This is a genomic window from Halanaerobium saccharolyticum (assembly GCF_003259895.1).
Taxonomy (GTDB): Bacteria; Bacillota; Halanaerobiia; order Halanaerobiales; family Halanaerobiaceae; genus Halanaerobium; species Halanaerobium saccharolyticum_A.
This window is the reverse complement of sequence record NZ_QLME01000001.1, coordinates 115,175-128,744: the sequence shown is the minus strand read 5'-3', so window position 1 is coordinate 128,744 and position 13,570 is coordinate 115,175. Positions and strand designations below refer to the sequence as shown.

The window sequence follows — 13,570 nt, the reverse complement described above, 5'->3', positions numbered from 1 at the left end:
CAACAAATACATAACGAATATTTTTTTACTTTTAAACTAAAATAAGATATAATATTAGTATAAAAGTAAAAGAGGTGGTGCTATGAATTATCGTCAAAAATTAAATAATTTAATCGAAAAAAATGATGGCCTTGTTTTAACTAAAGAACTGAAAGAAGAAAATATTCCTCGAGAATATTTATCTATTTTTTTAGAAGAAGATAAGTTGGAGAGGATCAAAAGAGGGGTATATACAACTCCTGCTACTTTTAATGATGAGATGTATATCATTCAGCAAAAAAATTCTAGATTAATTTATTCGCATGAAACAGCCCTTTACCTACATGATCTAAGTGATAGAGATCCCTTAGAATATACAGTAACTGTTCCTTATGGCTATCATAATCCTTATTTGAAGGATGAAAACATCAAAGTTCATACAGTAAAAAAAGAACTTCATTTATTAGGAGTTTCAGAAAAAGAGACTATCTACGGCAGGAAAATTAAAGTATATAATAAAGAGAGAACAATCTGTGATATTTTAAAAGATCGTAATAACATGGATATTTCAACGGTAAATGAAGCTATTAGAAAATATTTAACAGGGAAAGATAAAAAATTACATTTACTTTTAGATTATGGAGATAAATTAAAAATCAGCAGTGTTCTAAGAAAATATTTGGAGATGTTTGTATGAAAAACCTAATGCAATTAAAAGATTTAATTAAGAATTTGGCCAAAGAAAAAAATATTAATAGTCAGGTGCTTTTAAGAAATTACATGATGCAGCGATTATTATTAAAAATTGCAAATTCAAATTATAAGAATAATTTTATCCTAAAAGGTGGTATGTTAGTTGCTGACTTAGTGGGAATTGAATCAAGAAGTACAGTAGATATGGATCTTACTATAAAATCTTTTAGCCTAACCAAAGAAAATATTACAAAAGTTTTTGCAGAAATATTTTTAGCAAAAACTGAAGATGAGATTGAATTTGAACTAAGACAAGTAGATAAAATAAGAGAAGAGGCTGAATATAAAGGAATTAGACTATCTATATTAGCATTAATGGGCAAAGCTAGAATACCATTAAAAATAGATTTAACAACAGGAGATAAACTCACTCCATCTGAAATCAATTACAGATATCAGTTATTATTTGAAGATGAAAAAATTGAAATTTTATCTTATAATTTAGAAACTCTACTGGCAGAAAAATTAGAAACTATAGTTAGCAGATCAAAGACAAATACCAGAATGAATTATTCATAAAATAACATAAGAAAATAAAAAAGAACAAGAAGAGTAGTTTTCCTCCTTGTTCTGATAGGCAATATTTTCTTTCCAGTTATCCGATTCTTTTAATTCCCAGGGATCGCCACCATTTTCTTTAAAGATAATAAAATGGTGAAGCAATGATTTAAAATTTTCTTCTGTAATCGGTAATTCTTCATAATTAATTCCGTCCTGTTGATAGAACAGATAGAGGTCTTCTGAATCAATATTATATTTCTCCTGAAAATTTAACAAAAAATTTTTTGAGTGTTCTGGTTCTTCGACAATTTCAAAAACATCTTCTAGATTTATATCCATAGAACCACCTCTTTCACTTACTGTAATTCTATTATAATAGAGGGTAAATTAATTTGCAAGGAGTCGGAGAAATTGTTTGGTGTTTTAGTATATAAAAAATTAATTATAATGATTTTCTTGAATTAAACGAACAGATGTATTATAATTTAAATAGATAGATTAACACAACAACTAATAATCTAATTTAACTCTTTTTATATTCAGTCAAATATTCTAGTTATTCCAATAGAAAATCTATCAAATAAATAATTAGGGTGATTTGAAATGAAAAAAGATGCTCACTTCTATGCTCTGCTGGCCATGGCCCATTCTGTTGGAATAGAAAAGGAAACTGCTCACAAAATAGCTTATGCTTCCCAGTTTGTTGATGACGCTAAAATAAATAAAATAACCATTGCTGATGATAACAATGGCACAATACTTTCAGGGCTTAAAAAGGATTTTGGCGATTCTGAAAAGATTATTAATGCGGCAACCTGTCATGATTATTTTATAATTAATACTTTCAATTATGGGGCCATGATTAATAATACCACAGCTTTTCACTTTGTTCCCGGTTGTGACGGAGAAAGTTTTGTGAAGAAGATGCGCTGCAAAAAAGAATCACCAATTATTATGGATATACTTAAACAAGCTTTAAAAGAAGGTGATCCCATAAAATTAGGAATTACACTTCATGCTTATGCAGATACTTTTTCTCATCAGGGTTTCTCAGGTATTTTAAGTAAGGTAAATGATGTTGAAGAACTTGCTACTTCGAATAAAATTGAATAAGATGTTGATCTCTGGGGATTTGCAAATAAATTATTTGATCAGGTTAAATATGAAACTAAAGATGTATATTTGCCCGCTTATGGTCACGGTCAGGTATTTAGTTATCCGGATATGCCATATTTAAACTGGAAATATTGTTTTGATAGTTCCAACGATTTTTCTGAAGAATATAAAACAACGAGAATCAGCAACACAGAAAGATTTACTGAGGCGTTTAAAGAGATAAAAAAACATTTAAAGACTTTTTTAGAGAAAAATCCAGAATATAAAGATGATACTGTTGCTGAAGTAAATGAAAATAAATTTTTTAGTAACTTAGTATTAAAAGAAAAAACAGATGACCGTATTCAAAACTGGAAAAAGTTTATGATAAATGAAGAACTTTTTGAAGAAAATGATGAGTTTTTAGATTATGATGAGCATCGCTGGCTTGAGGAAGCTTTTCAGTATTTTATCCCAGAAGATTTTGATGACAGGATTGTAAAAGAAATTTATTTAGAAGAAGATTTTTTGGATTCCAACTGGTATAAATATTACCAGGGAACTCAATGGTATAAAAAGCTGTTTTTTGAATCGGTTTTAGATAATGATCTTGTTATTCCTAATGATTATGTTGATATTACTGAGATTATTAGAGAAGAGAAGTAGAACTATTTTTATTGGTAGGAGAGACTATTTAAGATGGTGAGATTATGATAAATTACTATGAAGGAACAGTGTTTAATACTCCTGCTAAAACTATAGTTAATACAGTAAATTGTGTTGGAGTAATGGGTGCAGGTATAGCCCTGGAATTTAAACTTAGATTTCCTGAAATGTATAAAGACTATAAAGATAAATGCAATAAGAATTTAGTTCGAATAGGCAGACCCTATATTTACAGTCATAGTGATGATTTGTGGATACTAAATTTTCCAACAAAGAAACACTGGAGAAATAAGTCAGAAATAGAATGGATTGAAGCCGGCCTTAAATATTTTAGTAAAAATCATTCTAAAGTAGAAATGAAATCAGTTGCTTTTCCAAAATTGGGTACAAATAATGGCGGCTTAGACTGGGAATTAGTTAAGGATCTAATGGAAAAATATTTATCTAATCTAGATCTTGATATTTATATATGTTTAAATGAGAAAAATGAAGCTGAGGGTATAGAAAAGAAAATGCTTGATCTTGTTAATAAAGCTGACCGTGAACATTTAATTAAAGAGGTTGGAATTAATGCAAAACAGGCTAAAATAATAGTGAATAAGCAACCTGTTCAGAGGTTTTGGCAGATAAATAATTTTAATGGGATAGGAAAAAAATCTTACGAAAAGTTATTTAGATACTATTATCAATTAGCTAAAGGCAAAAAAATTACAGATGTTTCGCTTAATGATTATAACTGGTCGATTAATAGAATTGGTTTAGTCATTAATGCTAAAAAAGAATTTAATAATAACGCTTTGAAATTTTTAGATAAGCATTACTTCAGCAATAGGTTGCAGAGCCAGGAAAAACAGAAAGAAATTCATTCATTGATTGAAGATATCTGGGAAGATGAAAAAGTTAATCAGTGGCTGCGTTTAAAAGCTGATGCTAATTATTTGAATATTATTGTAGATAGAAATCTAGTTCCAGATGATGATAGAGATTTAAGTAAAAGTGATATCTTTCAATACTTAGAAATCTCCAGTGAAAAAATTAAAGAAATAATTAGTAATTTACCGGATCAGTAAGGAGGTAGAATATAATGGAAAGAACAACTTCCAAATCACCTGAAAATTATTCAATTAATAATAGTGTTTCTTATGTAAGTGAGTTCTTTGATTACAGCAATTTAACTGCTCAGATAAGAGATAATATAAATTCTTTTCAGCGTATTACAGAAGGCTTAAAAATTACTGATCAATTTAATTTTTCTACTTCAAATTTATTAAAAAATTTATCTAATATTTATAAGGTGCAGACTACCGTAGCTGAAGAAGAGAAAGAAATAAGCATTGTAGTTAGTTTGTTTTCGAAAATAGATAAAGTGGAATCTATTTATGCTAAATATGATAATGGCTATTATGACATTAAAATATTTACTACGAATGATAAATATGATGCTGAACTTATGGAACGCTTATTCAATATTGAAGATACTATTTTTGAAGTAATGGGAACTGAAAATTTTAACTTTGAATATTTACCTGCAAAATATCTTAGCCCCAAAGATGTTTTATCTGAAAAATATTATATAATTTTTAAAGGGTGATTGGATGGCAGTTGAAAAGGAACATCTTAAACAGGCCTGGCATAATACAATTTTAAGTAAAGAATTATCTGATATATACCATGTCAATGCAGGCCCGGTATTTAATGAACAATGGAGCAATTGCAGCTTATAATTATTTTAATAATTCAGATGCTGAGCGGGCAGTAAGTGATTATCTAGTTAATATAATATCTTATTTCAATTATAATGACTCTCAAGATGAATTTGAGATATCTGATATTTTAAATTGAACTCTCATTAGAACTTAAAGTTTCTGATGGGAGTTTTTTTTATTGCAACAGTGTCCTTGTGTTGCAGTGGAGATTTGTTAAAATGCAATAATAGGGAATTTTAGTTTGCAACTTTCAAGAATACTACTTTGCAACTTTCGGTAATTTTCGTCTACAACAAATTGAATTATGTTACTTTCGTAATTTCATATTGTTTCATTGTAACAATTATGTTACAATGAATATATAAGAACTTAAATGAAAGGGTGAGCATAATGTTAAACTATGAAAAGATTGCACAAAGGTTAAAAGAAGCTCGGCTGGATATGAATTATTCACAGCAGGAAGTAGCTGATTTAATTGGTAAAAAAAGAAGTCAAATCTCCTACTATGAAACAGGTGCCAGAAAAATCAATTTATCTTTGTTAAACAAATTCTCTAACCTATATGGTAAAAGTATTGAATACTTCATTGGAGAAAGCACAGAAGAAGAACAATTAGAGATAGCTCACCGCTCAACTGATATTAAACAGGATGATCTTGAGAAAATTGAATGGGCAAAAAATTTCGTTAATAACTTATATGAGTTAAAAAATATGCAGGAGGTAAAATAAAATGAGTAAAGCTAATAATCCTCTTGCTGAAACTAGAGCTATAGAAACCAGAAATGAATTTGGCTTGAGTAATACAGAAGCAATTAATATTTTTGAAGTCTTAAAATATAATGCTAATGTAAGTATTATAAAAATGTCAATTGAGAGTGGATTATATGGACTTTTTATCAAAAAAGGTGAGGTGCAGGCAATTTTAATTAATATTAATACTTCGGCAGGCCGCCAATATTTTACTGCAGCTCATGAATATTATCATTTAAAATATAATATTAATTTAAATGGAAAACAAAAACATCTGGAAAAAGAAGCTGATACTTTTGCCTCTTATTTATTAATGCCCCTGGAAGCTCTAAATTATCATCTCAAAAAAAGGCTTACTAAAAAAAATAAAAATAAAATTGATGTATCAGATTGTCTTTATCTCGAAAATTATTTTAAAATTAGCCACCAGGCTCTTATCTTGAGGCTGAAACTGGATAATCATATAAAAAATAAAGAATATCAAAATTTAAAAGATATTAATATAACTAAAGCGGCTAAAAGATACGGATATTCAACAGAATTATACTCTAAAGTAAAAAATGATGCAGATATAATCGTAGAATCTGATTATGCAGAATTAGCTGAAGAAGCTCTTGAAAAAAATAAAATTTCAGAGAGTAGATATAATGAGTATCTAATTGAAGGTGGGTATGGCTACCTGGTGTTTGGAGATGAAGATGATTTTCATAATATAATTTTTGATGACGTTTATAATGAGCATAAAGATATTTTAGATGAGCTTGCTTAAAGAAAAATTGCAAAAGCATTGAATAGAAAATTGACATCCTCCCCGCCCGTTCGTAAACTCACAAACGAGGATTCCTAAAAGGAACTTTCACCGAAACTCTCTTTTGTATTACGAAATGATAGTTTCGATATTAGGCTATCGAGGCCGTCACGAGGTTGTCTACTGATTAAATGCCAGTCCATTTCTGGTAGGCAAGTGCGACGCAGATTTCAGGCTGTGCCATCAGCCCTCCTGAGATAGCCGACTATACATTTCAATAGTATAATCCTAGTATTATTCTTACTAATTTAGGCACTCAGGCACTTAGACTATTACCATCTAAGCAGATTGTTGTTCTAAATATTTATTAGCAATATTTCTACTTGCATTTAAATCAGCGTGGATATGATTACCACACTCGCAAGAATATAAATTAGCTCTTCTATTAGACTTCTTAATTTTATTGCATATAGAACAACTCTGGGAGGTATATTTAGGGTTTATATATTCTACCTTAATCCCAGCTAATTCAGCTTTATATTCAACAAATTGTTGAAGTTGATAAAAAGTCCAGCTGTGGATGTTTCTATCTGCTCTATTAAGACTCTTAGCAGTATTTCGGATATTCTCTAGATTCTCCATAATTATAGTCCCAACTTTCTTTTGCACAGCAAAATTAATAAGTTGGTGACTAATTTTATGGTTTAAATCAGTCATCCATCTCTGCTCTTTGTCATAAATATTTTTAATAGCTTTAACTTTTTTAGATTGACCCAGTTTTCTTCTTAACATACGATACTTTTTGCGGATAAAACCTGCCTGTTTACCATTGTGGAATTGACGACTAATCTCTTTACCTTGAGAGTTTTTAACACTGGCAACTGCTAATTGTCGAAGCCCTATGTCAATTCCCATTAAATTAGAATTATTGGTTTTTTTAACAGCAATTTTAATTGTTACAGCAAAGTACCATTTACCTCTCTTGTAGAAGAGACTGGCTTTACCTAATTTACAGCCACTATCGATATACTGCTGCAGCTCTTCAAACCTTTCAGTCTGCTTAACAGGAAAGGCAAATCTCTGACATTTAGTAGTATAAAGAGGAATTGAGATTATATGGTGATCAATCTTATAATTTTGATTATTATAGCAAATAGGCTGGTTAGCTTTGAATTCGATATTATCTTTATTAGAACCAGATTTCAAGAATAGTTTGTAGAGAGCTTTAACTTCCCTAATATTCTGATTTTTAACAGCAGAAGGTAGTTTTATATTCCTAAAGTCAGCAGAACTCAATTTAGTTTCTCCTGTTTTAAGTTTGGCAGCAATAGCCTGACGATTCTTAACTACTTCAGCAATGTTATTTAAGAATATATTTTCTTTTAGTTGGTTTTAATAACTCCAGCACATATGTTAATTGCATATCAAACACCTTTTTCATTAATTATTAATATCAATGATATTTTAATCCAATGCAAAAACTTTATTACTAAGTATATTATACCATTAAAAGAACAAACGTTCAACAAATATAAAGCTTTTTCAACTATAAATTAGCCGATTCATCCCCGCCCATTGACATAAGCGAGGCTTTCTCGGCTAAATTAGGTAAAGATAGATTTAGTCTGATTTCTAATCTCACTGTAATAGGTGAGTTTTTTTAAGTAATCATTTCATTTTTCAGAATTTAGTGTTATAATGTTAATATAGTATAACAAATATATTTTTGATATTTCAATAGAAGTTATATAAAATTAACATTAATGGGGAGGTGCCATTATGAAAGTGGCAGAAGTAATAGCTAAAAATTTAAAAGAGCTGCAGGATGAATTCAACCTTAACCAGACTGAAATGGGAGAGATCATAGGGGTTACCAGACAGACTTTTGCAAAGTATTTAGATGGAGAAAGAGTAATGGACAGCGGCAAATTATACAAATTAGCCAGATGTTTTGATAAAGAGATTGATTTCTTTTTAAGCGAAAAATCAAAAAGAGAAAAAGTATCATTTATGTTTAGAGCCGATGATCCAGAAAATAATTTTGATGACAAATTAAAAAATAAAATTGCAGAGAAATTTAAATTATATCATGAAATTATAGAACTGAGTGATGACCCAGTAAAAGATTATTTACCAGAAGAATATAAACTAAAAATCGAAGGTAATAAATTAAATGAAAAAGAAAAAACCGCGATAGATAAAATTGCAGAAAAACAGAGAAGATATATGGGGGTAGATGATGCATTAAATATCAATGTCTTTACTCTTTTTGAAGAAAATAATATTAATGTAATTGCTCAGGAAATAAAAAATGCTAATTTAGATGCTGTTTCTGCTTATTCTGAAGATAAAGGTGCTTATATTTTTATCAATGACAGCAGAGATATTCCCGAAGAAAGAAAAATCTTTTCTGCAGTCCATGAATTAGGGCACTTAATTCTTCACCGTGATCAATACAGTAAAGATATTAGTGACTTAAAATATGCTAACACTCGGATAAAAGATATAAGAGAAAAAGCAGCAGATCATTTTGCAATGGCATTTTTAGTGCCTGCTAAAGTTTTAAAAAATTATGATTATTATTTTGATGGATATATTGATCTGGACCTGATTATTGAGAAGAAGAGAGAATTTGGTGTTAGTGCAAAATCCCTGATCATGATTTTAAATAAATATGGTTATATAAATGGTAAAATATTAGGTGCTTTATTCAAAAAACTCAAAGAAGCTGGATATGATAAAAAAGAACCAGAACCGAGAGATTATGTAAGAAAAAATGAAAAGCTATTTGCTCTGGTTAGAAAATTAGTTATCAAAGAAGAAATAACCATTAATAAGGCTGCAGAAGTATTAAATATTTCAGTTTTAGAAATGAGAAAACTGGCTAAAAAATGGAAGAATTATGAATACAGAACGGCTTAAAAACTTTAAAGGAGAAACTATAGTAGTCGATAATAATATACTAACTGATTTTATGGAGATAACAGCAGCCTTAAGCTTTGATTATATTTCTATTTTAAATCAGTTATTTGAAAAAGTAAAAATTCCAACACCTGTTTTAGAAGATGAAAATATTTATGATGATTTAGGAAGCTTAAAATTTATTGAAGGCACAATAGAGAGTGAATTGGGATATAATATTTTTATTGAGCTTGAAGATTCAGATGATAATACAGCTAAAAGATTATCTGAATATGATAGAATTGTTATTGCCATTGCTGGTGAAGGTGATCTTTTGGCAGTAAGTAATGATAAGCCAGTTAGAGATATCTGTAAAAACTATGATATCAAAGTTACTGGCACTCTTGGAATAATCATTTCTGCTTATGAAAATGGAATTATAGAATTTAGTCAGCTTAAAGATTGTTTAGAATTTCTATTTTCAGAAGATTCAAGCTGTTATCTGTCTAATTATTTAAAGAGTGAAATATATACTTATTATAAAATTTGATACAGAAATAATAAGATTACTACTCCCACTGGAGTCATAAAATTCGAAGAGTAGTTTTCCTCCTTGTTCTGATAGTTAGCATTTTCTTCTCAGATATCCGATTCTTTTAATTCCCAGGGATCGCCACCATTTTCTTTAAAGATAATAAAATGGTGAATCCATGATTTAAAATCATCTTCTGTAGCAGGTAATTCTTCATAATTAATTCCGTTCTGTTGATAGAATAGATAGAGCTCTTCTGAATCAATATTATATTTTTCCTGAAAACTTAATAAAACATTTTTTGAGTGTTCTGGTTCTTCGACAACTTCAAAAATATCTTCTAGATTTATATTCATAAGACCACCTCTTTCACTTACTGTAATTTTATTTTAATAGCTGACCAATTAATTTGCAAAGAGTTGGAAGAAAATTCTTTGGTGTTTTAGTATATAAAAAATATATTATAAGGATTTTCTTGAATTAGACGAACAAATGTATTATAATTTGAGTAGATAGATTAATAAACAACTAATAATCTAATTTAAATTCTTTCTTTAACCAGGTAAATATTTCAGTTATTCCAATCGAGAATCTATCAAATAAAAATTAAGGGTGATTTTAATGAAAAAAGATGCTCATTACTATGCTCTGCTGGCAATGGCCCGTTCTGTTGGAATAGAAAAGGAAACTGCCCACAAAATAGCTTATGCCTCTCAGTTTGTTGATGATGCCAAAGTAAATAAAATTACTCTTGCTGCTGATAACCCTTCCGATTTGCTTTCTCAACTTGGTGATGAAATTATTAATGCTGCTACGTGTCACAGTTATTCGGATTTAAGTACATATAATTATTCTTCTATGACAGCCAATACTTCTGCTTTTCATTTTGTCCCTGGCTGTGAAGGTAAAAACTTTCCTAAAAAAATGCGCTGCAAAAAAGAATCTAAAATAATTGAAACTATAGTTGAGGAAGCAGTAAATAATGCTGATCCTATTAAACTAGGGATTACTCTCCATGCTTATGCAGATACTTATTCTCACCAGGGCTTTTCTGGTATAGCCAGCAAGGTAAATGATGTAGAAGGTGTTAGAGAAAACAATAAAATACCGTCCAAAATATTAGAGTTAATAAAAGAAAAAAGTTGGAAACAAATAGGGGTTAGATTTCTGCCCCTTGTTTCAGAGCAGAAAAGGGATACGGTGGTTCCAGCTTATGGTCATGGTCAGGTTTATTCTTATCCTGATATTCCTTATTTAGAGTGGCGATATGAATATGATGCAACTGATAACTTTTCAAGTCAATATCAAGTTAGCAGAGTTAAGAATAATGAAAGGTTTATTGAGGCCTTTAAAAAAATTAAAGATATTTTGGAGAATTTTTTAGAAAATAATGAACAGTATAGAGATGATTCAACTGTTGAAATAGATTGTGCAGAATTTAATTCTATTCTTACGGCTAGAAAAGTTGAGGAGGAGCGAATAGCTGACTGGAAAGAGTTTATGCTTACTAAGGGGCTGTTTTCTTCTTCAGATCAAAATATTATTGAATATGATCATAATATCTGGTTAAAAGAAGCTTTTAAAGATTTCATTAACTGTGATTTTGAAAAAAGAATAGTTAATGGGGTACATTTAGCTGATGATTTTCTGCAGAGCAACTGGTATCAATACTATCAAGGAATCCAGTGGTATAAAAAAGCATTTTTTAAAGCAGCAGAAAAGAATGGGTTGAGTATTCCTAATAATTATAATTAGCTTTAAAAGGTTGTTAAAGTACCGCGACATGAATGTTCGATACCTAATTAATTTTTATTATTAGGCCAATTCAGGATGAAATTCTCCAATTTGCAGAGTTTATTATTTTTTATAAAACAAAAACCCTCTAATGAGGGCTTGTAGTTATTATTTAGCTAATATTTCTTCTCTTAAAATCCGTTCATTTTCTTTGAAAGAGATGTCATGTTTAATTCTTATATTAGTCGAAGAAGGAGACTTCAATTTTTTATTTTTGCTTTTTTTCTCATAAATAGCCATCGCATCTTTTAAACTTTCTCTTTTTTTAGCATCCATATTAATCATCTCCTATATTTATTATAATATATTAAAATTTTTGTTTCAACTTCAACCGGAAATTTCTCTATCTAAATTTATGATTTTATTATCTAGATGAGAAATGATATTTTGTATTATTTGATGTTCATCTTCTAAATTATAGGTATCTTTAATTTTAAATATGATATCATTTTCAATGAACAGAGTGTTGATTTTTATTAATTTATATTTTGAATCTATTATATAAACACTGCTTATTTCTTGATTAAATTTTTCTCTTAGTAAAGCCAAATCATGCTTGCTTAAGTTATATTCATCTTTTATTTTTTTAAATCCAATTTCATTTAAAAAATAATACTCCAATCTAAAAAAGGTGATTTTTTTATTATTTCGTAAAGCAATATATTTCTTTATTAACTTAATATACATTTGCTGGGAGAATTCATCCAGCTCATTTATATAATTATCCATATTTATTAATAATGAGTTTTCTGTAGTTATAATATTCTGCAAAAAATTTATATCTCTATTTTTAGTTAAAACATTTTTTTCTACTATTTCTTTAGCTTTTTCAGTTGTGAATTCGAAATCTTTAAAGGATAAACTTTTGATGGATTTGCAGGAAATGAAAAAGAAATCCCAGAATAAAACTGCTAATATCAGTGATATTAAAATTCCAATCACAAAATATTTGCTGTTAATATTATATTCACTACTAAATTGGATTAAATCTTTAAAATAAATATTCATAAAAGCTGAAATCCAGATGAAACTTAAAAGATAATATAATCTTTTAAAAATCTTTTTTTCATAATGGATATATTTAAAGATGAATTTGTCGTAGAGGATACTTTTGAATAAAGAGAATATCCAAAATAAGGATGAAAAAATAAATGGTAAAAGAAAAAATAATCTTTTGTAGAAGCTCATTTTATATAACCTCCTTTTTCTTATTATACCATAAAATGTATATAAATAAAATTTTAGATATACCAGAAATACCAGATAGTATTATTGAAGCTATATTTGAAATTGAATTTGCTGAGATTGGGACAAATTTAGAATTACTGGATTTAAACTTTATGCTGTAAGACGGGTCAATACTTCACTTAGAAGAAGCAGAAAGCAGAAATATCGAGGGACTGAGTATTCCTAATAATTATAATTAATTTTGTTATATTGGACTTTGAAAGGGGTAAAAAAATGAGAAATTTTTGTCCTGAATGCAGAAAAGAAGTTGAGTATCATATTGAAAAGTCAGTTGAGAAAAAAGAGGTTCGGGGTCTGGAATTTGAATATGAGGCAGAAAGAGCTTATTGCAATGAATGTGGATCCGAAATTTTCATTCCTGAACTTCATGATCAGAATCTTAAAAGAATAGATAAGGCTTATAGAGATGGCGATTCCCCTGCGCACTTTTAAAGAAAGAATTAAAAATATAGAAGAACATTTTAATAATCTAAGTATAGAGGAATTTGAAAAGAATATGTATAATGCAGGAGCTTATAAAATTAAAGCTGCTGAAGAATCAGGTTTTAGACTTTCCTCATCTGAGGAAATTACACAGGAAATGGATTTAGATTCCTAATACTTACAAACCAGCCTTCCTTTTTTTGAACTAAGGTGATACCATTAACCCAAACATTAGTTCGGAAAGGAGATGTTTTATATGGAACAGTTATTCAACTTAATTAGTACTTATGGTTTTCCCATGGTTTTATCGATTTACCTGCTCATTCGTCTGGAAACACTGATCAGAGGTCTCAAAGAATCAATCGACACCCTGATTATTCTCAGCAATGTCGAATCAGCTGAATTGAGAAGACTTAAAAAAGAAAAAGAGCTTTAAATTAAGGGGCAGCCCCTGAATAAACAGGGACTGCAGGA

General features: G+C 29.1%; 20 protein-coding genes and 1 pseudogene. 16 read left to right on the top strand and 5 right to left on the bottom strand.

Annotated elements, in window-relative coordinates:
* Positions 1-82: 82 nt before the first annotated feature.
* Positions 83-676 (top strand): type IV toxin-antitoxin system AbiEi family antitoxin domain-containing protein, encoded by a 594-nt coding sequence (locus C7958_RS00605; RefSeq protein ID WP_111570723.1) that lies wholly within the window; start codon positions 83-85, stop codon positions 674-676.
* Complete coding sequence (locus C7958_RS00600; protein WP_111570722.1) at positions 673-1,251, top strand: nucleotidyl transferase AbiEii/AbiGii toxin family protein; 579 nt, start codon at positions 673-675, stop codon at positions 1,249-1,251. Before C7958_RS00605 ends, C7958_RS00600 begins: the two co-directional genes overlap by 4 nt.
* Here the strand turns inward: C7958_RS00600 and C7958_RS00595 are convergent.
* A complete protein-coding gene (locus tag C7958_RS00595) occupies positions 1,246-1,572 on the bottom strand; it encodes a hypothetical protein (RefSeq protein ID WP_111570721.1) in 327 nt (108 codons plus the stop codon). The genes C7958_RS00600 and C7958_RS00595 overlap by 6 nt on opposite strands.
* Positions 1,573-1,836: 264 nt before the next feature.
* Between C7958_RS00595 and C7958_RS15995 the strand changes: the two are divergent.
* The 7 genes and pseudogenes from C7958_RS15995 to C7958_RS00565 all read left to right on the top strand — a co-directional run bounded on the left by C7958_RS15995 (position 1,837) and on the right by C7958_RS00565 (position 6,219).
* A pseudogene (locus tag C7958_RS15995) lies at positions 1,837-2,994 on the top strand (DUF6765 family protein).
* Between the two features lie 44 nt (positions 2,995-3,038).
* Positions 3,039-4,064, top strand: coding sequence for a macro domain-containing protein (locus C7958_RS00580; RefSeq protein ID WP_243834268.1), 1,026 nt, complete (start codon positions 3,039-3,041; stop codon positions 4,062-4,064).
* Positions 4,065-4,078: 14 nt separating this feature from the next.
* Positions 4,079-4,585 (top strand): hypothetical protein, encoded by a 507-nt coding sequence (locus C7958_RS00575; RefSeq protein ID WP_111570718.1) that lies wholly within the window; start codon positions 4,079-4,081, stop codon positions 4,583-4,585.
* A gap of 4 nt (positions 4,586-4,589) precedes the next feature.
* Positions 4,590-4,718: a hypothetical protein gene (locus tag C7958_RS15815; protein ID WP_258394124.1), complete on the top strand. Its 129-nt coding sequence runs from the start codon at positions 4,590-4,592 to the stop codon at positions 4,716-4,718.
* The gene (locus tag C7958_RS15550) at positions 4,690-4,836 is read left to right on the top strand and encodes a hypothetical protein (RefSeq protein ID WP_166668468.1); all 147 of its coding nucleotides are present in this window, start codon (positions 4,690-4,692) and stop codon (positions 4,834-4,836) included. Before C7958_RS15815 ends, C7958_RS15550 begins: the two co-directional genes overlap by 29 nt.
* Positions 4,837-5,090: 254 nt before the next feature.
* On the top strand, positions 5,091-5,429 hold the full coding sequence (locus tag C7958_RS00570) for a helix-turn-helix domain-containing protein (protein ID WP_111570717.1): 339 nt from the start codon (positions 5,091-5,093) through the stop codon (positions 5,427-5,429).
* Position 5,430: 1 nt separating this feature from the next.
* Positions 5,431-6,219 (top strand): ImmA/IrrE family metallo-endopeptidase, encoded by a 789-nt coding sequence (locus tag C7958_RS00565; RefSeq protein ID WP_111570716.1) that lies wholly within the window; start codon positions 5,431-5,433, stop codon positions 6,217-6,219.
* 318 nt (positions 6,220-6,537) lie between these two features.
* On the opposite strand, the gene C7958_RS00560 is transcribed toward C7958_RS00565, so the two are convergent.
* On the bottom strand, positions 6,538-7,494 hold the full coding sequence (locus tag C7958_RS00560) for an RNA-guided endonuclease InsQ/TnpB family protein (protein ID WP_243834267.1): 957 nt from the start codon (positions 7,492-7,494) through the stop codon (positions 6,538-6,540).
* Between the two features lie 483 nt (positions 7,495-7,977).
* Between C7958_RS00560 and C7958_RS00555 the strand changes: the two genes are divergently transcribed.
* Positions 7,978-9,120: a helix-turn-helix domain-containing protein gene (locus tag C7958_RS00555; protein ID WP_111570715.1), complete on the top strand. Its 1,143-nt coding sequence runs from the start codon at positions 7,978-7,980 to the stop codon at positions 9,118-9,120.
* Positions 9,101-9,649 (top strand): hypothetical protein, encoded by a 549-nt coding sequence (locus tag C7958_RS00550; RefSeq protein ID WP_111570714.1) that lies wholly within the window; start codon positions 9,101-9,103, stop codon positions 9,647-9,649. The genes C7958_RS00555 and C7958_RS00550 overlap by 20 nt, the downstream gene beginning before the upstream one ends.
* Positions 9,650-9,738: 89 nt before the next feature.
* Here the strand turns inward: C7958_RS00550 and C7958_RS00545 are convergent, their stop codons facing one another.
* Positions 9,739-9,987 (bottom strand): hypothetical protein, encoded by a 249-nt coding sequence (locus C7958_RS00545; RefSeq protein WP_111570713.1) that lies wholly within the window; start codon positions 9,985-9,987, stop codon positions 9,739-9,741.
* A 265-nt stretch (positions 9,988-10,252) separates the two neighbouring features.
* Between C7958_RS00545 and C7958_RS00540 the strand changes: the two genes are divergently transcribed.
* Complete coding sequence (locus C7958_RS00540) at positions 10,253-11,386, top strand: DUF6765 family protein (protein WP_111570712.1); 1,134 nt, start codon at positions 10,253-10,255, stop codon at positions 11,384-11,386.
* A 147-nt stretch (positions 11,387-11,533) separates the two neighbouring features.
* Here C7958_RS00540 and C7958_RS15545 read toward each other — a convergent pair whose 3' ends face one another.
* Together C7958_RS15545 and C7958_RS00535 are read right to left on the bottom strand one after the other, a co-directional pair.
* The gene (locus C7958_RS15545; protein ID WP_166668467.1) at positions 11,534-11,701 is read right to left on the bottom strand and encodes a hypothetical protein; all 168 of its coding nucleotides are present in this window, start codon (positions 11,699-11,701) and stop codon (positions 11,534-11,536) included.
* A 51-nt stretch (positions 11,702-11,752) separates the two neighbouring features.
* Entirely contained in the window at positions 11,753-12,433 is a 681-nt protein-coding gene (locus C7958_RS00535) for a hypothetical protein (RefSeq protein WP_133960273.1), read from the bottom strand.
* Positions 12,434-12,576: 143 nt separating this feature from the next.
* On the opposite strand from C7958_RS00535, the gene C7958_RS00530 reads away from it, so the two are divergent.
* The 4 genes from C7958_RS00530 to C7958_RS00515 all read left to right on the top strand — a co-directional run bounded on the left by C7958_RS00530 (position 12,577) and on the right by C7958_RS00515 (position 13,532).
* Entirely contained in the window at positions 12,577-12,774 is a 198-nt protein-coding gene (locus tag C7958_RS00530) for a hypothetical protein (protein WP_111570710.1), read from the top strand.
* 112 nt (positions 12,775-12,886) lie between these two features.
* Positions 12,887-13,105, top strand: a complete 219-nt coding sequence (locus C7958_RS00525; protein ID WP_111570709.1) for a hypothetical protein — start codon at positions 12,887-12,889, stop codon at positions 13,103-13,105.
* Complete coding sequence (locus C7958_RS00520; protein WP_111570708.1) at positions 13,080-13,271, top strand: hypothetical protein; 192 nt, start codon at positions 13,080-13,082, stop codon at positions 13,269-13,271. Before C7958_RS00525 ends, C7958_RS00520 begins: the two co-directional genes overlap by 26 nt.
* An 81-nt stretch (positions 13,272-13,352) precedes the next feature.
* Entirely contained in the window at positions 13,353-13,532 is a 180-nt protein-coding gene (locus C7958_RS00515; protein WP_111570707.1) for a YvrJ family protein, read from the top strand.
* Positions 13,533-13,570 lie beyond the last annotated feature (38 nt).